The sequence below is a fragment of the Sphingomonas sp. GW821-FHT03E12 genome (assembly GCF_059420685.1).
Map to the genome: position 1 here is coordinate 55,648 of NZ_JBWKUF010000001.1, position 18,204 is coordinate 73,851.

Annotated in this window: 13 protein-coding genes and 1 pseudogene; 7 read left to right on the forward strand and 7 right to left on the reverse strand. The window is 67.3% G+C overall.

Features of this window, described 5'->3' with window-relative positions; genetic code table 11:
* The first annotated feature begins 19 nt into the window (after positions 1 to 19).
* From kduI to AC07TU_RS00200, 4 genes are read left to right on the forward strand one after another with little or no spacing between them, the layout of a single operon-like run.
* Entirely contained in the window at positions 20 to 862 is an 843-nt protein-coding gene (gene kduI, locus AC07TU_RS00185) for a 5-dehydro-4-deoxy-D-glucuronate isomerase (RefSeq protein ID WP_495186867.1), read from the forward strand.
* Positions 863 to 867: 5 nt separating this feature from the next.
* The gene (kduD, locus tag AC07TU_RS00190) at positions 868 to 1,623 is read left to right on the forward strand and encodes a 2-dehydro-3-deoxy-D-gluconate 5-dehydrogenase KduD (RefSeq protein ID WP_495186868.1); all 756 of its coding nucleotides are present in this window, start codon (positions 868 to 870) and stop codon (positions 1,621 to 1,623) included.
* 25 nt (positions 1,624 to 1,648) lie between these two features.
* Positions 1,649 to 2,659, forward strand: a complete 1,011-nt coding sequence (locus AC07TU_RS00195) for a PfkB family carbohydrate kinase (protein ID WP_495185902.1) — start codon at positions 1,649 to 1,651, stop codon at positions 2,657 to 2,659.
* On the forward strand, positions 2,656 to 4,203 hold the full coding sequence (locus AC07TU_RS00200; protein ID WP_495185903.1) for a carboxylesterase/lipase family protein: 1,548 nt from the start codon (positions 2,656 to 2,658) through the stop codon (positions 4,201 to 4,203). The genes AC07TU_RS00195 and AC07TU_RS00200 overlap by 4 nt, the downstream gene beginning before the upstream one ends.
* 52 nt (positions 4,204 to 4,255) lie before the next feature.
* On the opposite strand, the gene AC07TU_RS00205 is transcribed toward AC07TU_RS00200, so the two are convergent.
* The 4 genes and pseudogenes from AC07TU_RS00205 to AC07TU_RS00220 all read right to left on the reverse strand — a co-directional run.
* Positions 4,256 to 5,641, reverse strand: coding sequence for a DUF4861 family protein (locus tag AC07TU_RS00205; protein WP_495185904.1), 1,386 nt, complete (start codon positions 5,639 to 5,641; stop codon positions 4,256 to 4,258).
* Between the two features lie 13 nt (positions 5,642 to 5,654).
* Positions 5,655 to 7,238: a pectate lyase gene (locus AC07TU_RS00210; RefSeq protein ID WP_495185905.1), complete on the reverse strand. Its 1,584-nt coding sequence runs from the start codon at positions 7,236 to 7,238 to the stop codon at positions 5,655 to 5,657.
* Positions 7,235 to 7,630 carry a cupin domain-containing protein gene (locus tag AC07TU_RS00215; protein WP_495186869.1) on the reverse strand — a complete coding sequence of 132 codons (396 nt, stop codon included), beginning with the start codon at positions 7,628 to 7,630 and terminating at the stop codon, positions 7,235 to 7,237. Before AC07TU_RS00215 ends, AC07TU_RS00210 begins: the two co-directional genes overlap by 4 nt.
* Positions 7,622 to 8,332, reverse strand: a pseudogene (locus tag AC07TU_RS00220) (ThuA domain-containing protein); the annotation flags it as partial. The gene AC07TU_RS00215 and the pseudogene AC07TU_RS00220, both read right to left, overlap by 9 nt.
* A gap of 294 nt (positions 8,333 to 8,626) precedes the next feature.
* Between AC07TU_RS00220 and AC07TU_RS00225 the strand changes: the two are divergent.
* The 3 genes from AC07TU_RS00225 to AC07TU_RS00235 are packed head-to-tail and all read left to right on the forward strand — an operon-like array spanning position 8,627 to position 14,110.
* Positions 8,627 to 11,449: a TonB-dependent receptor gene (locus AC07TU_RS00225; protein ID WP_495185906.1), complete on the forward strand. Its 2,823-nt coding sequence runs from the start codon at positions 8,627 to 8,629 to the stop codon at positions 11,447 to 11,449.
* A gap of 14 nt (positions 11,450 to 11,463) precedes the next feature.
* Positions 11,464 to 12,483, forward strand: coding sequence for an alpha/beta hydrolase (locus tag AC07TU_RS00230; RefSeq protein WP_495185907.1), 1,020 nt, complete (start codon positions 11,464 to 11,466; stop codon positions 12,481 to 12,483).
* A 25-nt stretch (positions 12,484 to 12,508) separates the two neighbouring features.
* Positions 12,509 to 14,110 (forward strand): family 43 glycosylhydrolase, encoded by a 1,602-nt coding sequence (locus tag AC07TU_RS00235; RefSeq protein ID WP_495185908.1) that lies wholly within the window; start codon positions 12,509 to 12,511, stop codon positions 14,108 to 14,110.
* A gap of 4 nt (positions 14,111 to 14,114) precedes the next feature.
* On the opposite strand, the gene AC07TU_RS00240 is transcribed toward AC07TU_RS00235, so the two are convergent.
* From AC07TU_RS00240 to AC07TU_RS00250, 3 genes are read right to left on the reverse strand one after another with little or no spacing between them, the layout of a single operon-like run.
* The gene (locus AC07TU_RS00240; protein ID WP_495185909.1) at positions 14,115 to 15,734 is read right to left on the reverse strand and encodes a HAMP domain-containing sensor histidine kinase; all 1,620 of its coding nucleotides are present in this window, start codon (positions 15,732 to 15,734) and stop codon (positions 14,115 to 14,117) included.
* Complete coding sequence (locus AC07TU_RS00245) at positions 15,731 to 16,441, reverse strand: response regulator transcription factor (protein WP_495185910.1); 711 nt, start codon at positions 16,439 to 16,441, stop codon at positions 15,731 to 15,733. The genes AC07TU_RS00240 and AC07TU_RS00245 overlap by 4 nt, the downstream gene beginning before the upstream one ends.
* A gap of 11 nt (positions 16,442 to 16,452) precedes the next feature.
* Complete coding sequence (locus AC07TU_RS00250; protein ID WP_495185911.1) at positions 16,453 to 18,102, reverse strand: DUF4153 domain-containing protein; 1,650 nt, start codon at positions 18,100 to 18,102, stop codon at positions 16,453 to 16,455.
* Between the last annotated feature and the right edge of the window lie 102 nt (positions 18,103 to 18,204).

Here is an 18,204-nt window from a genome sequence, read left to right on the forward strand (position 1 = left end):
TTCTATCCGGAGCCACATGATGTTCGATCGCACCTATTACGCCACCCATCCCGACATGATGGAGTGCGTCTCCAACGACGAGCTGCGCGACCGCTACCTGATCCAGGGCCTGTTCCGTGAGGGCGAGGTCGTGCTGAACTACACCCATGCCGACCGGTTCGTGATCGGCGGCGTCGCGGTGGGCGCGGCCCCGGTCAAGCTGCCTGCGCAGGAAGAACCGGCCTCGGCCAAGGGCCACCCCTTCCTCGAGCGCCGCGAGATGGCGGTCGTGAACGTGGGCAGCGTCGAGGGTACGATCACCGTCGACGGCGAAAGCTTCACGCTGGGCAACAAGGACTGCCTCTACGTCACCATGGGCGCGAAGGATGTCGAGTTCAGCGGCCAGGGCGCGCGCTTCTACATTGCCTCGTGCCCGGCGCATAAGGGCTTCCAAACCCGCAAGCTGTCGATCGCCGACGCCAATGCGCTGGAGCGCGGCAGCCTCGCGGAATCGAACGAGCGCACCATCTTCCAGCTCGTCATCCCCGGCGTGTGCGACAGCGCGCAGCTGGTGATGGGCCTGACCGTGCTCAAGCCCGGCTCGGTCTGGAACACCATGCCCCCGCACATCCATGAGCGCCGCAGCGAGATCTATTTCTACTTCGAGCTCGACAATCTCGACACCGATCGGGTGATGCACTTCATGGGCGAGGGCGAGGCGACCCGCCACATCGTGATGCAGAATGAGGAAGCGGTGATCTCGCCGCCCTGGTCGATCCATATGGGCGCGGGCACCAAGGCCTATGCCTTCATCTGGGCGATGGCCGGCGAGAACCAGGACTATACCGACATGAACGTCCTCGACATCTGCCAGCTGGCATAAGCATGATGAGCAACCCCTTCGACCTTTCGGGCAAGGTCGCTATCGTCACCGGCGCCAACACCGGCATCGGCCAGGGCATTGCCCTCGCCCTTGCCGCGGCGGGCGCCGATGTCGCGCTCGTCGGCCGCTCCGCCGCGACCGAGACCGCGGAGAAGGTCCGTGACCTCGGCCGCAAGGCGGAGATCGTCAGCGCCGACCTGTCGAGCATCGAGCCGGTCGGCCGCGTGGTCGCGGAGGCGGTGGAGAAGCTCGGCGGCCTGCACGTCCTGGTCAACAATGCCGGCATCATCCGCCGTGCGGACTCGGTGGACTTCACCGAGGAGGACTGGGACGCGGTGATGGACACCAACCTCAAGTCGGTGTTCTTCCTCTGTCAGGCCGCTGCGCGCCACATGATTCCGAATGGAGGCGGCAAGATCATCAACATCGCATCGATGCTGACCTTCCAGGGCGGCATCCGCGTGCCGAGCTACACCGCGTCCAAATCGGGCGTCGGCGGACTGACCAAGCTGCTGGCGAACGAATGGGCGTCGAAGGGCATCTGCGTCAACGCGATCGCGCCCGGCTATATCGCCACCAACAACACCGACGCGCTGCAGAAGGACGAGACGCGCAACCGCCAGATCATGGAGCGCATCCCCGCCGGCCGCTGGGGCGACCCCGCCGACCTGGGCGGCGCCGCGGTTTTCCTCGCGTCGAGCGCATCCAACTATGTGCAGGGCCATATCCTCGCGGTAGACGGCGGCTGGCTGGCGCGCTGACGCCGGCGCGTACAAGGGAGACATCATGGCCGGCCGTATCGTCTGTTTCGGGGAATTGCTGCTCCGCCTGACCGCTCCGGGGCGCGAACTGCTGATGCAGACGCCGCGGCTCGACGTGGTCGTCGGCGGCGCGGAGGCCAATGTCGGCATCGGCCTCGCCAATCTTGGCCACGCCGTCTCGATGGTCAGCGCAGTGCCCGACAATGCGCTGGGCCGCGCCGCGGTGCAGTTCGTGCGCGGTCAGGGCGCCGACACCAGCGGCGTGCAATATCGCGACGGCCGCATGGGCCTGTATTTCCTGACGCAGGGTGCAGGCCTGCGCGCATCGGACATCGTCTATGACCGCGCGGATTCCGCCTTCGCCAACGCGCCGGCCGACGCGTTCGACTGGAAGACGCTGCTGAGCGGCGCGGCAATGCTGCATCTGTCGGGCATCACCCCCGCGCTCGGCCCGGCGACGGCGCAGGCCGCGCTTCAGGCCGCGCGTGCCGCCAAGGAGCTGGGCGTCGCGATCAGCTTCGACGGCAATTACCGCGCCCGCCTGTGGGAAGCCTGGGACAGCGATCCGCGCGCGGTGCTGACCGAGCTGGTGAGCCTTGCCGACACGATGTTCGGCAACCATCGCGACGTCTCGCTGCTGCTCGGCAAGACCTTTTCGGGCGACGGAGCGGACCGCCGCCGCGAGGCCGCCGAAGCCGCCTTTGCCGCCTTCCCGAATTTGAAGCGCATCGCCTCGACCGCGCGCCATGTCGACGATGCCGACCGGCATCGCATCGCCGCGCGGGTCGATACGCCCGAGCGCGGCTACCAGACCGAGGAAGTCGTGGTCGCCGGGATCATCGACCGGATCGGCGGGGGCGACGCCTATGCCGCGGGCATCCTGCACGGCGTGCTGTCGGGGCAGGATCTGGAAGGCACCGTCGCCTCGGGCCTCGCGCTCACCTGCCTCAAACATTCGCTGCCGGGCGACGCGAGCCTGTTCCGCCAGGCGGATATCGACGCGTTTCTCGAGGGCGGACTGGACGTCAGGCGGTGATTCAGCGGCGGACGCTGCTGGGGGCGAGCGCGGCATTGGCCGCCCTGCCCTCCGGCGCGTTCGCCCAGTCCGATCCGGTTGCGGTCGGGAAAGGCGGGCGCTGGCGGGGCAAGCGCGATGGCGGGGTTCGGGCGTTCCTCGGCATCCGCTACGGCAACGACACCAGCAGCACCCGCTTCCGTCCCGCCACGGCGCCTGAGGCGTCCCGCGATACGCTGATCGCCACCGCGTTCGCCGCGAGTTGCCCGCAGACCGGGCGGGTAGCCAACCAGCGCGAGGACTGCCTGTTCCTCAACGTCTGGACGCCCGACGCCAGCGCGAACGCACGCCGCCCGGTGATGGTCTATTTCCACGGCGGCGCTTACTCGAACGGCACGGTAATCGAGCCGCAGGTGTTCGGCGCGACGCTCGCCGAGAAGGGCGATGTGGTCGTCGTCACGGTCAACCACCGGCTCAACGCGCTCGGCTATCTCTACCTCGCCCGGCTCGACCCGCGCTTCCCCGATAGCGGCAACATTGGCCAGCTCGACCTGATCCTCGCGCTGCGATGGATCCGCGACAATATCGCGGGCTTCGGCGGCGACCCGAGCCGCGTCATGCTCTTCGGCCAGTCGGGCGGCGGCGCCAAGATCGCGACCTTGATGGGCATGCCAGCGGCGAAAGGCCTGTTCCACCGCGCCGCGACCATGTCCGGCCAGCAGGTCACCGCCAGCGGGCCATTGAACGCCACCCGCCGCGCACAGGCGCTGCTCGACCGGCTCAAGGCGAAGCCCGGCGACCTCGCCGACATGCCGGTCGAAAAGCTGATCGACGGCCTGCGCGCCGAGGACCCGATCCTTGGCGGCGGAGTCTATATGGGTCCGGTGCTCGACATGAAGTGGCTGACCCGCCACCCCTTCTGGCCCGACGCCAATCCGCTGGGCAATTCCATCCCGCTGATCCTCGGCAACACGCGCGACGAGACCCGCGCGTTCGACGATCCGAAATCAGAAGTGATCCGCACGCTCGACTGGACCAACCTTGCCGATCGCATCGCACCCCGTTTGCGCATCGACGCGCACCCCGAATGGGTGGTCGGCGAGTATCGCAAGCAATTCCCCTCATGGACCCCGGCCGAAATCTTCTACGCCGCGACCACCGCCGGGCGCAGCTGGCGCGGACAGGTGATCGAGGCCGAAGAACGGGCGAAGGCCGGCGTCCCGGCCTGGGTCTATCAGCTCGACTTCACCTCGCCGATCGAGCCCGAACGCGGCGCCGCGCACACGCACGACATCCCGCTGGTGTTCGGCACGATCGGCGCCGAGGGAACGATGTCGGGCACCGGCCCGGCGGCACAGGCAGCATCGGCGACGATGATGCGCGCCTTCGTCAATTTCGCCGCCAAGGGAGACCCCAATGGCGCGGCGGTGCCGGCGTGGCCGAAGCATATGCTGCCGCTGCGGCAGACGATGGTCTTCGATGCGAAGAGCCGGGTCGAGAACGATCCGCGCAAGTGGCAGCGCGAGCTGTTCGCGCGGGTGCCGTACATCCAGCCGGGGACTTAGGCTCAAGCGTCATCCCGGCCTTGTGCCGGGATGACGGTCGAGGAAGAATGCACTACTCCTTCGCTTCTACCGCATAGCCCGCCAGCCGCGCCGGCGCGTTATACTCCTTCGCCACACCCACCACATAGTCGCGGAACTCGGCGGCGGTCTTGAGCACCTCGCCTTCGCTCCAGCCGGCGGCGATCATATATTCGTACGTGCCGTCGGCGCGCTGCGGGAAGCGGAACACCTCGTTGCCCTGCTGCTGCGCGACCGGGACGTGGCGGGCGCGGTAACTGTCCTTCACCGCCAGTCCGATCCCGGCATAGGCGACAGTCAGCGCATTCTGGGTCGAGTCCGTGTCGTCGGGATTGCGGATCGCCTCGGGCGCGGTGGTGACAACCACGCCGCCCTGCCGCAGGCCAAGCGTCTCGCCCGCCTTCTTGCGGATGCCCGCAGCGAATTCGACGCCCTTCCCGCCCGGCTCCCACTGCTGGAACCGCACCTTGGCGGTCGCGTAATTGTGGTTCGCATAGGCGGTGTAGACCTGCTCGAGCGCATAGCGGCCCTTGCCGGTGTTCCAGTTCATCGTCTTCACGCGCACCATCGAGCGCAGCGGGCCGTTGACGATCACCTCGAACGCGTAGCGCGTGTCCTTGAGCTGGTTGGTGTTCCACCGCTCCGCCGCATCGGCACTGGGTGAGAAACGCGGACGCGAGACATGGTCGCTGCCCGGCGTCTCGAACAGCCCGATCCCGCCGCCGCCGAAACTGTCGTCCACCGACATGATGTCCGAGCCATAGGCCGGATCGACATAGGCGACGGCATAGCCGTCCCAGTTCTGGGTCAGGATCTGCGGCGCGACGAGGAGGTTCTTGCGCTTGCCGTACACATCGGCGCTGTCGGGGAACCAGAGCTTCCACCCGACATTGCCCGATTCCCAGAAGGGCACCATGTGCCGCGAATAGCTGCCGATCGCCGCCGCCGCCCCATGCGGGTTCCAGCCGCGCTGGTGGAAGCCGAGATAGAGATAATAGGTGCGCGTCTCACGCGGCTTGAGGTCGGCCTGGAAGAACAGCTCGTCCCAGACGCCGTCCTTGTCGAGATCGTCCATCTGCAGGTCGAGCTGACGGCCGTTGGCTTCCTGCCGGATGCCGTGCGGCCCCATCACCGCGAGCTGCTCCTTGGTCGGCACCGGGCGCGGCGTGCCCTTGGGATCGACCAAGGTCACCGTCAGCTCGTGCATCCCCGCAAGCTCGGGGATCTGGGCCGGGGTGATCGCCACCGGGGTCGCGCGCACCGGCTGGTCGAGGTCGTTGGCGACGCGGATCGCGATGCGGCGGACCGGCTTGAAGTCCTCGCGGACATACCAGGGGTCGCTGGACGGGGCGGTTTCTGCCTGGGCTGGAAGGGCGCCGGCCAATGCCAGCAACGATACGCAAACAACCCGCCCGGGCATGCCACCTCCTATGTCATCCGGCGCCTCGGAGCGCGCCAATTAATGTTATCATATGATCTATATAGGTGCCAGTCGAGATGCCGATCGGACCGTTCTCAACGTCGAAGGGCGAGGTGTCGGTGATGTCGCCGACATCGGTCGAGCGGAAGTCACCCGGTGCCACAGTCTTCGATCCGGGACCGGCATAGGGATGGCTCATCGCCTTGAGCTGAGTCGGCCACCAGCCCTCGGCATTGAGCGATCCGACCAGCGTCCCGGCATTCTTGCCGCCGGTCACATTCTTGTCCGACCCCGGTTCGACCGCAGCAAGCCAGTATTTCGCCAGCGGCTGGCGGCCCTTGAGCAGCGGCGAGTCCTTCGATGCCACACCGCCCGGCGTCGCCTTGAGCTTCTCATAGTCGCGGCGCAGCCTGGCGGTATCGACCGAGCGGCGGGCGTTGTAATGGCCGATCGTGTGCGCGGGGTCGTAATCGGCATAATATTCGCCGTTGACGACATTCGACCCGCGACGATGCACCCAGAGCGGCTTGTTGGTGCCGATCTCGACAAAGGTCGGGAATTGCCGCCCGCCCACCTGAAGCTCAGCGGGCAGGCGGACGCTCTCCAGCCAGTCGAGCGCCGCCGGGACCGGGGCGAGATATTTGGCGTTGCCGGTCAGCTTGTAGAAGTTCAGCAGCTGCTCGATGTTCGACGCCGTGGTGTGGGTGACCAGCGCCGCGGGTTCATAGGTGCGGGCGCCCGCGGGCTTGAGGTCCATCGTGTGCTGCAGACCCCAGCCGGCCTGCGGCGCGGGCTGCTGGGTCTTGAGATAGATGTCCATCGCGCGCTCGATCGCGGGCACGATGCGCGGGTCGCCGATCGCCTGGTGATAGGTCAGCAGCACGTCGATATTGTCGTGGATGACGCCGTCATTGAAGGTGATCAGGCCGGTATAGTCAGGCTTGCCGTGCAGCCCGCCATTGGCGACGCGCGGCCAGCGCTGGGGCCAGCCGCCATTGGGAAGCTGGCTCGCGAGCAGGAACTCGATCGCCTTGTCGAGTCCCGCCTTGAAGCGCTTCTCACGCTTTTCGGCGTAGATGCGGATCAGCAGGCGGATCGCCTCGCCCGTGCCCTGATCGTCGAAGGTGGCGTTGCCCCAATGGTGCTGGAATTCCTCCATGCGCCAGGCGTTCTTGCCGATCGTGTCGTACCAGCGCTTCGTCGAGGCCGGCCCGCCGAAATCGATGAAATAGCCCCAGCCGCCCTTGGGCAGCTGTCCCGCGATCAGCGATTCCGCGGCCTTGGCCGCGGCCTCGTAATAATAGGCGTCGCCGGTCGCGCTATAGGCGTCGAGATAGAGATGCCCCATCGTCGCGGTGCCGGGCGGCTGCACCCAGACCATCGTCTTGTACGCTTCGATCTCGCCCCAGACGCGCGAGCGATCGGGAAGGTAGGACCAGAGATAGCCGCCGCGATAGGCCAGCTGCTCGACCATGAAGCGCGTCGCCCGCTTCATCGTCTCCGCGATCTGCGCCTTCGACACGGTCTGCGACAACGCGGTACCGGGAGTCAGCGCGAGCGTCGCCGACGCGGCGAGCAGGGTACGGCGTGAGATCATTTCTGGGGCACCTTTTCGAGCGGATAGCTGATGATGAGGACGAGCGGCGCCTTGCCGGTCTGGCGGATGCCGACCTGTGCACCGGTGTAGAGATAGGCGGTCATGCCGGGCCTGAGCTTCGCGGTCTGGCCGTCGGAAACGACCTCGCCCTCGCCCGAGACGACCGCATAGACTTCGTCATGGTCGATCGGGTGGACGCCGATCGCCGAGCCGGGGTGAAGCGAACGCCTGCGATATTCCATCATCCGGCCGGGCACGCCGTCGGTGATGCGCCAGGCGGTGCTCATCCCGATCTTGCCATGCGGCGTGGGTTCGTCGCGCTGCCTTGCGGCTTCGTCGATCACCACCATCGCCCGCGCGCCGCGGCCCAGCGTCCAGTCGAGCCCGCCCATGACATGGCCGAGCACGCGGGGATCCGACCAGGCTTCGGGCGCGTGGCCGAGCGCGGTGTAGAAGACGCGCCCGCCCTCGAACCCGTGCGCCCAGGCGATCGGACGCGGGTTCGCGCCCTTCTCCCCGATCGAGGCGGGGTCGAGCAGCAACAACGGGCGCAACCGCGGGTCGAGATCGTCGAACCAATACCATTCGTCGACCGCCTCGAACGTCGCCGGCAGATCGCGGATCGACGGGTGATCGAGCTCGGCCCGGGTCAGCGCGCCCTTGGGGGTACCCGATGGATGCCGCGCGAAACGGGCGCCGATCATCCGGCCGTACCAGTCCCAATTATAGTGCGAGTCCGCGGCGCCATGCACGCCGACGATCCCCCCGCCGCCGCGCACGAACGCCTGCAGCGCGTCGCGCCGCGCGCCGGTGAGCCATTCGCCGGACGCATTCTCCTTGGGCCGTGTGGTCGTATTCAGCAGCACGATCGTGTCGAAGCGCTCGAGCGTCGCCCTGTCGTCGAACAGCGCCGGATCCTCGCTCGCGGTGACCGCATAGCCTTTGGCCTTGGCCGACGCGGTGATCGCCGCGATCGCCGGTTCGATCGAGGCATGGCGATAGCCGGTGGTGTGGCTGAAGATGAGTATCGCAGGCGACGGCGACGCGGCCGCGCCCAGCAGCAGCGCGCCCAGAATCAGCAGAATCAAGCGCATTCCGGCATCCCTCTCTACGCCGCTGATCCGGGGCGGCAGCCCGTATTCGCCGTTCGAACCGCCTTCTTGACATGAGCGGCTTTAGCGAACAATGTGCCAATGACACCGGTTTCTCAAGCAGAAAATTACCGGTGCGAGACCGCGACAACGCGGCGAAAACGGGAGGATCGCGCTGATTTCGCCGCGAATCGCGGCAAGGCACCCCTCCCGAATGTCATTTTGCCCGCTGCCGGACGGCTGCAGGCAGCAAATAGCTACCGGTGTCATCTGACACCGATTGAGAGGGGAAGTTTCATGCGTGTCACTCTACGCCGCCGGGAGGCGCGGCTGCTCGCCGCCGCATCCGCCTTTGTTATCGCTACCGCCGCTCAGGCGCAGGACGCGCAGACCGCCGATCCTGCCACCCAGGAGCCCGAGGAAGTCGTCGTTTCGGGCTTCCGCGCATCGCTCGACGCCGCGCTGAACGTGAAGCGCGAATCGGTCGCTGCGGTCGATGCGATCGTCGCCGAGGACATCGCCAAATTCCCCGACCAGAATCTTGCCGAATCGCTGCAGCGCATCCCGGGCATCGCCATTCAGCGCGACGGCGGCGAAGGCCGCTCGATCACGGTGCGCGGCCTTCCTTCGCAATTCACCCGCGTCCGGGTGAACGGGCTTGAGACGATCACGACCTCTTCGGACGGCGCCGCCGCCAATCGCGACCGCGCATTCGATTTCAACGTCTTCGCTTCCGAGTTGTTCAGCTCGATCGTGGTGCACAAGACCGCGTCGGCCGACCTCGACGAAGGATCGCTGGGCGCGGTGGTCGATCTCAACACCGGCAACCCGCTCAAGGGCAAGGCAGGCTTGACCTTCGCCCTCTCCGGACAAGGCAGCTACAACGACCTGTCCGATACCTGGGGGCCACGCGTCGCGGGCCTGCTGAGCTGGAAGTCGCCCGACGGCACGCTCGGCGCCTCGATCTCCGCCGCATACCAGAAGACCAAGACCCGCGAGATCGGCAACAACACCGTGCGCTGGGCCCAGGCCCGGTTCGACTCGGTCGATGGCGTCAACTGCTGGACCACGCAGAACAGCGGCGGCACCTATGTGCCCAGCGCAGCATGCGACAAGGCTGCGCTGTCCTTCCACCCGCGCATCCCGCGCTATGGCGAAGTCACCCATTCGCGCGAGCGCCTCGGCCTGACCGGCAGCATCCAATGGTCGCCCACGGACGCGACCAGGGTGTCGATCGACGGCCTCTATTCCAAGTTCAAGGCCGACCGCCGCGAGAAATGGGGCGAGGTGCTGCTGCGCTCGAACGAGCGCTCGATCAACGTCGTCAGCCCGGTGTACGATTCGAACAACAACATGATCGCGGCCACGCTCAACGACGCGTGGGTCCGGACCGAGCATTTCTTCCGCAAGAGCCAGACCGAATTCTACCAGATCGGCGGCAGCTGGGATCAGGATATCGGTGACAAATTCCGTTTCACCCTGATCGGCGGCTATTCGAAGTCGGACGCGTCGGTGCCGGTCGAGACCACGGTCGTGTTCGACGATCGCGACGCGCAGGGTTACAGCTACGACTATCGCGATCCGATGTTCCCGACGCTGACCTTCGGGACCAGCGTCACCACGCCGGGCAATTTCCAGCTCGCCGAAATCCGCGACCGGCCTTCGGATGTGGTCAACCAGTTCAAGACCGCACAGCTTCGTACCGAATGGGACGTGACCGAAGGCTTCACGGTCAAGGCCGGCGGCGTGTGGCGGCGCTACGACTATGACATCACCGCCTTTACCCGCGACACCGCGGTCTGCGGCAATGGCGGCGCCGATCTGGTGCTGGGCACCATCACCTGCTCGCCCTCGTCGGCGTTCGGCCCGGCCGCGATTTACGGCTTCCCCGTCACGTCCGCGCTGTCCGAGGTGTTCAACCTGCACGGCGCCGACGCGCCGGGCGGAACGACGACGTCGTGGCTGATTCCGAACCTCGACGCCACGACCGCGTTCACCAACCTCTATGGCCGCACGGCGCGCCTCGACGTCGGCAACAACCGCGGCGTGCGCGAGGAGACCAAGGGCGTCTACCTCCAATTCGACGCCAAGGGCGCGCTGCTCGGCCTCGACTATGCGCTCAACGCGGGCATCCGTTACGTGAAGACCGACCAGTCCTCCTACGGCATCAACAGCAACGTCGTGGTGACGGTGAAGCGTGACTATGAGGACTGGTTGCCCTCGTTCAACCTGGCGCTCTATCCCGCGAAAAACGTCATCATCCGCGGCGCGATCGCCAAGGTGATGACACGCCCCGCGCTCGGCAATTTGACGCCGGGCGGTACCGCTGACGGGTTCAACTATCGCATCACCAGCGGCAACCCGTTCCTCGAGCCGTTCCGCGCGACCAATTTCGACGTGGCGCTGGAATGGTACTTCGCCCCCCAGTCGATCGTCTCGGTCGGGCTGTTCAAGAAGGACATCGCCAGCTTCCCGGTGGCGATCACGCGGACCGGAACCTTCACCGAAACCGGCCTGTCGCCGTCGGTGCTGGTCCCCTCCTCGCCTGCCGCGCTCAACCCGGCGCAGCTGTCGCAGCCGATCTGGACGATCTCGACCACTGGCAACGGCAGCGGTGCATCGGTCAAGGGCGTCGAGGTCGCGATCCAGGCGCCGTTCAAGTTCCTGCCCGGCTTCCTGTCGAACTTCGGCGGCATCGTGAACGCAACCTTCATCGACTCGACGGCGATCTACACCCAGCAGGGACCCGCGACGACGCCGGGCGGCGCACTGCCCTCAGCGCCTTATGAGTCGACGCTCTACGGCCTGTCCAAGCGCCAGTATAATGCGACCCTCTATTACGAGGACAGCAAGTTCAGCGCGCGTGCGTCGGTCAGCTATCGGGGCCCCTTCGCGGATGCCGGCTCGGCGACGGGCAACATCTTCGAGGGCTATGAGGCGATCACCAATGTCGATGCGTCGGTCCGCTACAAGCTGACCGACTATCTCGAACTGTCGGTCGAGGGTACCAACCTCACCGATGCGTATCGCGAGCGCTGGAACGACGTGAATGCGCGCCGCAACTACGAGAACAACCATTTCGGCCGCACCATCCTGGTCGGCGCGCGCTTCAAGATGTGACCGAGAGGGGGAGTATGGCGGACCGGAACGAGAGATTATTTCGGCCCGGCCGCCGTGCTTTTTTGACGGCTGCGGGCGGCGGGGCGGTGTTCGCCTCCGCCGCCCTTGGCCAAACCGCGCCGCCGGCCACCGGAATGCCGGGGCCGGCGCGCGAGCCTGACCCGACCGAGACGATCGACCTGTGGCCCAAGGGCGCGCCGGGCATGCCCGCCACACCGCCGGTCGAGACCGTCGTCGAACGCGGCACGGGCCAGAGTTTCGCCGATCGTGCGGTGAGCGGTATTTCCCGGCCGCGCATGGCGGTGTTTCGCCCCGAAAGGCCCAATGGCGCCGCGGTGATGATCATGCCCGGCGGCGGCTACACCCGTATCGTGATCGACAAGGAGGGCTATGAGCTCGGCCGCTGGCTGGCGGTGCGCGGCTTCACCGTCTTCGTCCTCTTCTATCGCCTACCCAGCGAGGGATGGGCAGCGGGGCCGAATGTCTCCCTCTCCGATGCCCAGCGCGCGATGCGGCTGATCCGCCATCGCGCGACCGCCTATGGCGTCGATCCCGCGCGGGTCGCCGCAATGGGTTTCTCCGCCGGCGGGCATCTCTGTGCCGATCTGCTCACGCGCTTTGCGGTGCGCACCTATGATCCGGTCGATGCCGCCGACGCCCTGTCCGCGCGTCCCATCGCCGCGGCGCCGGTCTATCCGGTGGTCAGCATGACCGCGCCCGAAGCGCATCCCGGTTCGCGCGAGAAGCTGGTCGGCAAGGACGCCTCTCCAGCGCTGGAACGCGCGCATTCGCCGCACCTCAACGTCCCCGCCGACGCCCCGCCCGTCTTCCTGCTTCATGCCGAGGACGATGCGACCGTACCGGTCGAGAACGCGATCCTGCTGCGCGCTGCGCTGCGTGCGAAGGGGATCCCGGTCGAGACGCATCTGTTCGCGCGCGGCGGGCATGGCTTCGGTCTGCGCGGCACCCCGGGCAAGCCGGTCGCGGCCTGGCCCGAATTGTTCGTCGAGTGGGCCAAAGGCCTCCTCATCTAATCCAATCGCAACTAAGGACCGTGGGATGCATCTGAACCGACGCGACATCATGGGCGCAGCCGTTGCTGGTAGCGCTACCATCCTCAGCCCGGCCACAGCTGCCGCACGCGCCGCCACGGCGAAGCAGCCCGCGCCCGACTGGAAGCGCGGCTTCGACAATCAGCGCATCCCCGATCTGGGCGACGGGCGCTTCCTCAACCCGCTGATGGCGGGCGACCATCCCGATCCGACGATCCTCAAGGACGGGAAGGACTATTACATGACCTTCTCGACCTTCGATTCCTATCCGGGCCTGGTGATCTGGCACTCGCGCGACCTGATCAACTGGCGCCCGATCACTGCGGCGCTCACCAAGTTCATCGGATCGGTCTGGGCGCCCGAGCTGTGCAAGCATAAGGGCCGCTTCTACCTCTACATCCCGACCAAGAACCCGACGACGAGCTGGGTGATCTGGGCCGACAGGATCGAGGGGCCGTGGAGCGATCCGATCGACCTCAAGCTTCCTGCACATATCGATCCCGGTCATGCCGTGGGCGAGGACGGATCGCGCTGGCTATTCCTGTCGGGCGGCGACCGCGTTCGGCTGTCGGACGATGGCCTTTCCCGCATCGGCGAGCCCGAGCATGTCTACGACCCGTGGCGCTATCCCAGCGACTGGGTGGTCGAGGGGTTCGCGCCGGAGGGACCAAAGATCACCCGCCACAATGGCTGGTTCTACATGATCACCGCGGTCGGCGGCACAGCGGGTCCGCCGACCGGGCATATGGTGATCGCCGCACGTTCGAAGTCGATCCACGGACCGTGGGAAAATTGCCCGCATAACCCGCTGGTCCGCACCACCTCGCTCGACGAGAAATGGTGGTCGCGGGGGCATGCCACTTTGGTCGAGGGACCGGACGGTGGCTGGTGGGCAGTCTATCACGGCTTCGAGAACGGATACTGGACGCTCGGGCGGCAGGCGCTGCTCGATCCGGTCGAGTGGACCGCGGACGGCTGGTTCCGGATGAAGGGCGGCGACCTCTCCCAGCCGATCGCCAAGCCCAAGGGCGGCGAGAAGGCAGGGCCGCACGGCATGGCGCTGTCGGACGATTTCAGCAGCCTCGCAATCGGCACCAAGTGGAACTTCTTCAAGCCCGCCGCCGATGAGCAGACCCGCGCCCGGGTCGAGAACGGGTCGCTGATCCTGAAGGGCCGCGGCACCGCGCCGTCCTCATCCTCCCCGCTGCTGCTGATCGCGGGCGACCCCGCCTATCGCTTCGAATGCGATATCGAGATCGCACCGGGCGGTACCGCCGGCCTTATCCTCTTCTATGACGAGAAGCTCTATTGCGGCCTCGGCTTCGACGAGAAGCGCTTCGTCACGCATCAATATGGCATCGAACGCGGCCGCCCCGCCAATCCGCACGGGCGCAAGATGCGGATGCGGGTGACCAACAACCGCCACATCGTCACCTACGACACGTCGAGCGACGGCGGGAAGACGTGGGCGCGCTTCGACCGCGGCATGGAGGTTTCGGGCTACCACCATAATGTCCGCGGCGGCTTCCTGATGCTCCGCCCAGGCCTCTATTCGGCGGGCGAGGGCGAGGCGAAGTTCACCAACTTCAAGTTCGAGGCGCTGGGCTGAAGGCTCAGATCTGGTGAGGCCCGTTCGCGGCGGCGAGCCCGCACACCAGCTCGAAATGCGCGCCGCCATCCGACGGGAGCAGGCGCAGCGTGCCGCCATAGGATTGCATCAGCGAGCGCGCGATCGACAGGCCGAGGCCGGTTCCACCGGTCGCGCGCTTGGTCGTGAAGAAGGGGTCGAAGATCCGGTCGCGGTCGCCCGGCGCAATACCAGGCCCGTTATCGGTCAGGTCGAGCATCACCATACCCTCTTCGACGCGCACAGCGATCGCCAGCTCCGACGCCCCGGCCTGACGCGCATTGTCGGCGAGCGTGGTCAGGATCGCCTCGAGCGTCCGGCCGTCGATCGCGAGCGGGGGCATCGCATCGGGCAGCGCGAAGCGGATCGCGAACCCGTCTCCGCTCAGCCCATCGGCGACCGCGGCCAGGACCGGCGCCAGCGCCGCGCGCGGCTCGGCATCATGCTGATGCAGATCCGCCTGCGCCAGCTCCATCAAACGCCGCACCAGCCGCGACAGCCGCTCGGCATCGCCCGCCATGTTGCGCAGGAAGCGCTCGCGCTCTGCCGCGGTCATGTCGCCGCCATGATCCTGCAGCAGCTCGATCGCGCCGCCGATCCCGGCGAGCGGCGTCTTGAATTCGTGGCTGACCGAGGAGGCGAAGTCCCGCAGGTAGCGCGAACGCTTGTCGATGCTCTCCGCCATGATCTCGAAATCGTCGAACAGGGCGCGGATCTCGACCACCTGGAGCGAGGGACGCGGCGGCTCGACCCGACGCCCCGACGCCAGGGCGCGGGTGGTGCGGCTCAGATTCTCGATCGGCCGGACGATCGCGCGCGACAGGACACCGGAGAGGACCACCAGGGTCATCAGGATGAGCACGACGCCGAGCGCGATCTTGCCGCGGTCCTCATAGATGCCGCGGAACAGCGCGCGCGGCGATCGTGAGACCAGCAGCACGCCCGCCACCTGCCCGTCCGCCGCGATCGGCCGCGCATGATGCAAGCGGAGATTGGAGGCGCGGCTGAGCCATTCGAAGGGATAGCGCGCGGCGTAGCTCTCATTCTCCCGGAGAACGGTGGCCGGGCTGCCTGAGAGCGCCGTGCGCACTTCGGGGAGCGTCGCGAAGGAACGCCCCTTGTCCGGCCCTGTCAGCACGATCCCGTTGCGGTCGAGCATGACGATCGAGGAGAGCGTCGCCTGCTTGGTCTCCAGAAAGGCGGGCATCATCCGCCCGGCGACCGCGAGCGCGGCTGGTTCGGGTGCGATCGCCGTGGCCGCCGCCGCCGGCCGGGGCGGAAGGATCGGCGACGCGCGCAGGTCGACCTCGGTCGGCTGCTCGCGATAGCGCCGGCTGCGATCGCCGGGCGCGGCCTCGCCGCCGGGATCACCCGCCGGAACCGCGCGGTCGGGAACCCAGAGCACTGCCGCGCTCGCCGCCAGCGCCGCGCTCTGCGCCACCAGCTCGGCCTCGGTGCGGCGGACCAGCGCATTCTCGTACACGCGCAAGAAGATCGCGCCGAAGCCCGGAAGCGCCGCGACGAACAGCAAGGTGCCGAACAGGATCGTGCGCAACCGCAGCACCGGCCAGTGCCGCGCGACCAGAGCCTTGAGCCGGGCGATCATGCCGCCGCGATCGTCCCCTTGCAGCCGCCGAGGCGGTAGCCGACCCCGGCGCGCGTCTCGATCAGGTCGGCACAACCGGCATCGGCAAACTTGCGCCGCAAATTGCGGACATGGCTGTCGACAGTACGGTCGGTGATCGCGAAGCCGGGGCCGTGCAGCCGGTCGATGATCATGTCGCGCGAGAAGATACGCGAGGGCATCGAGGCAAGCGTGCGCAGGATCGTGAACTCGGTCACCGTCAGCGGCACCTCGCCCCCCTGCCAGCTGGCCGACCAGGAATCGCTGTCGATGCTCAACCCGCCATAATCGAGCCTGGCGGCATTCTCGACCGGCGGCGGCGCGGCGGCGGTACGGCGCAGGATCGCCATCGATCGCGCCACGACCTCGCGCGGCGAAAAGGGCTTCACGACATAGTCGTCGCCGCCGAGCTCGATCCCCAGCACCCGGTCGATCTCGTCGTCGCGCGAGGAGAGGAACAGGATCGGCACGTCCCCCGCCGCGCGCAGGCGCCGGCAGACCTCCAGCCCGTCCATGCGCGGCATGTTGATGTCGAGCACGATCAGGCTCGGCCGCTGTCGCGCGACGGCTGCCAGCGCCTCTTCGCCGTCGCCCGCCTCGATCGTATCCAGCCCGGCCTTGCCGAAGGCGAAGACCAGAAGCTGGCGAATGTGCGGATCATCATCGACGATCAGGATCGAGCGCGGCATGGGGCACATGATCATCGCTGCGGCTCCGCTGTCAATGCGGCGGGCGAGGCGGCTTCGGACGCCGCCCGTGCGGCGGCTTCGGCGGCGGAGTCAGCGGGAACCGCTACGGGAGGACCTTCAAGCGCGGCAGGCGGTTCCCCTGGGATGATCGTGCCGTCGCATCCGCGCGGCCCCGGTTTGAGCGCCGGACGATCGGGCATTGCGACCAGCATTTCCTGACCCTGCACCAGTTGCCGCGCGCCGCGCAGTGACCAGCCGCCTTCCAGCACCTCGTACTGGAGCCGCTGGTGGACCTCGCCGCGCACGCTCTGCACGCGCTCGCGGAAATCTGGGCCCAGATCCTGCCGTTTCTCCAGCTCGACCAACGCCGCGAACGCCGACCCGCCAAGGCTGTTGAGATAGCAGAGATCGAGTTCGGCGCCCCGGCCACCCGCCTCGCGCGCGTGGCGGACATTCCAGCTGGCCGCGATCGCCGCGGTATCGGTCAGGCTGAATGCGGTCAGCACCAGCCCGGCGGCGGCGAGGTTGACGTTGATCAGCCAGCCCGCGCTCTTGCCCGCCAGCATGCGCCAGCAGGTGAAGACCAGCCCCAGCCCGACCAGTACCATCCAGGCCAACGCCGCCATCCGGAACTCGGTCAGCGAATAGACCTCGACATAGTCGATCGTGCGCAGGATCGAGGAGCCGACCAACACCAGATTCTGCGCGATCCAGAGGACTACCAGTCCGCGGATCAAGGGGACTGCGGCGGTGGTCGATCCGGGGCGCAGCGTCACCAGCACGAACAGCGCGGCGAGCAGTGCCGTGGCGATCAGCGGATAGGCGCCGCGATGCGCGTACTCGGCGAGCGTGATCCCCCCGGGCATCGGCAGCAGCCCGCCCAGATAGGCGATGTCCATTGCATTTTGCAGCGCGAACAGCAGGTTGAAGGCGACGAGCGACAGTGTCACCGAGGCGACCGATACGCCGGGCAGCGGCAGATCGCCCGAACCGTCGAAGGTGCCAAGCAGCTGCTGCCGCGGGCGCGGATGCAGCAATGGCCAGGCCAGCAGCAACAGCCCGCACCAGAAGATCACACGGGCGATGCCCGTGACCGACAGCTCAACCTGGGTGAGGCTGCTGAGGAACCGGTCGAGCACCGGGTTGGCGGAGGCGAAGAGCATCAGGATCACCGCGCTGCCCGCGACCGGCAGCGCGAAAACCGCCAGCCCGCGCGGCAGGCTGAGCCCGCTGCGCTTGCGCCGGCGGCGCACCCGCAGCACGCGGAGCAGATCGAGCAAGGGCGCAAGCGGCGTGCGCAGCCCATGGAGCAACAGCCGCTGGAACCAGCGCCAGCCATCGTCGAACCGGCCGGTCGCAGGCAGCAGCACCGCCATCGCGGACGCGGTCAGGAACAGCAGCAGAGCGAGCCAGCCCGGATCGATCACGATCGCCGCGGCGAAGAGCATCGCCGCCGCCGCTGCCGCCATCGCCCGGCCGTCGCGCCACATCGCCGGGCGCACCGCCACCGCCATCAGCATGAGGGCCATCAGATACCCGCCGAGCTGCCCGCCATGGCGGTCATATTGCCAGAAGATGAGGTCGCCGAGCGCGACGATCGCCGCCGCGGCAACGCCAAGCCAGACGAACCGCCGCCGGCGGGCAAATGCGAGAAGGTCCATTGAATTCCTCCCTTTCGCAGGGAGGTTTGCGCGGTCGTTGCGCAGCCGTTGCGCAACGCGCCATGCGATTTCGGTCTGCTGGATGTGCAGAACCGGTGCAGC

Coding starts and splice junctions, on each gene's coding strand:
- kduI (WP_495186867.1), top strand. CDS start 20: ATGTTCGATCGCACCTATTACGCCACCCATCCCGACATGATGGAGTGC.
- kduD (WP_495186868.1), top strand. CDS start 868: ATGAGCAACCCCTTCGACCTTTCGGGCAAGGTCGCTATCGTCACCGGC.
- AC07TU_RS00240 (WP_495185909.1), bottom strand. CDS start 15,734: ATGATCGCCCGGCTCAAGGCTCTGGTCGCGCGGCACTGGCCGGTGCTG.
- AC07TU_RS00205 (WP_495185904.1), bottom strand. CDS start 5,641: ATGCCCGGGCGGGTTGTTTGCGTATCGTTGCTGGCATTGGCCGGCGCC.
- AC07TU_RS00250 (WP_495185911.1), bottom strand. CDS start 18,102: ATGGACCTTCTCGCATTTGCCCGCCGGCGGCGGTTCGTCTGGCTTGGC.
- AC07TU_RS00195 (WP_495185902.1), top strand. CDS start 1,649: ATGGCCGGCCGTATCGTCTGTTTCGGGGAATTGCTGCTCCGCCTGACC.
- AC07TU_RS00235 (WP_495185908.1), top strand. CDS start 12,509: ATGCATCTGAACCGACGCGACATCATGGGCGCAGCCGTTGCTGGTAGC.
- AC07TU_RS00230 (WP_495185907.1), top strand. CDS start 11,464: ATGGCGGACCGGAACGAGAGATTATTTCGGCCCGGCCGCCGTGCTTTT.
- AC07TU_RS00215 (WP_495186869.1), bottom strand. CDS start 7,630: ATGGGCGGGCTCGACTGGACGCTGGGCCGCGGCGCGCGGGCGATGGTG.
- AC07TU_RS00210 (WP_495185905.1), bottom strand. CDS start 7,238: ATGATCTCACGCCGTACCCTGCTCGCCGCGTCGGCGACGCTCGCGCTG.
- AC07TU_RS00225 (WP_495185906.1), top strand. CDS start 8,627: ATGCGTGTCACTCTACGCCGCCGGGAGGCGCGGCTGCTCGCCGCCGCA.
- AC07TU_RS00245 (WP_495185910.1), bottom strand. CDS start 16,441: ATGCCGCGCTCGATCCTGATCGTCGATGATGATCCGCACATTCGCCAG.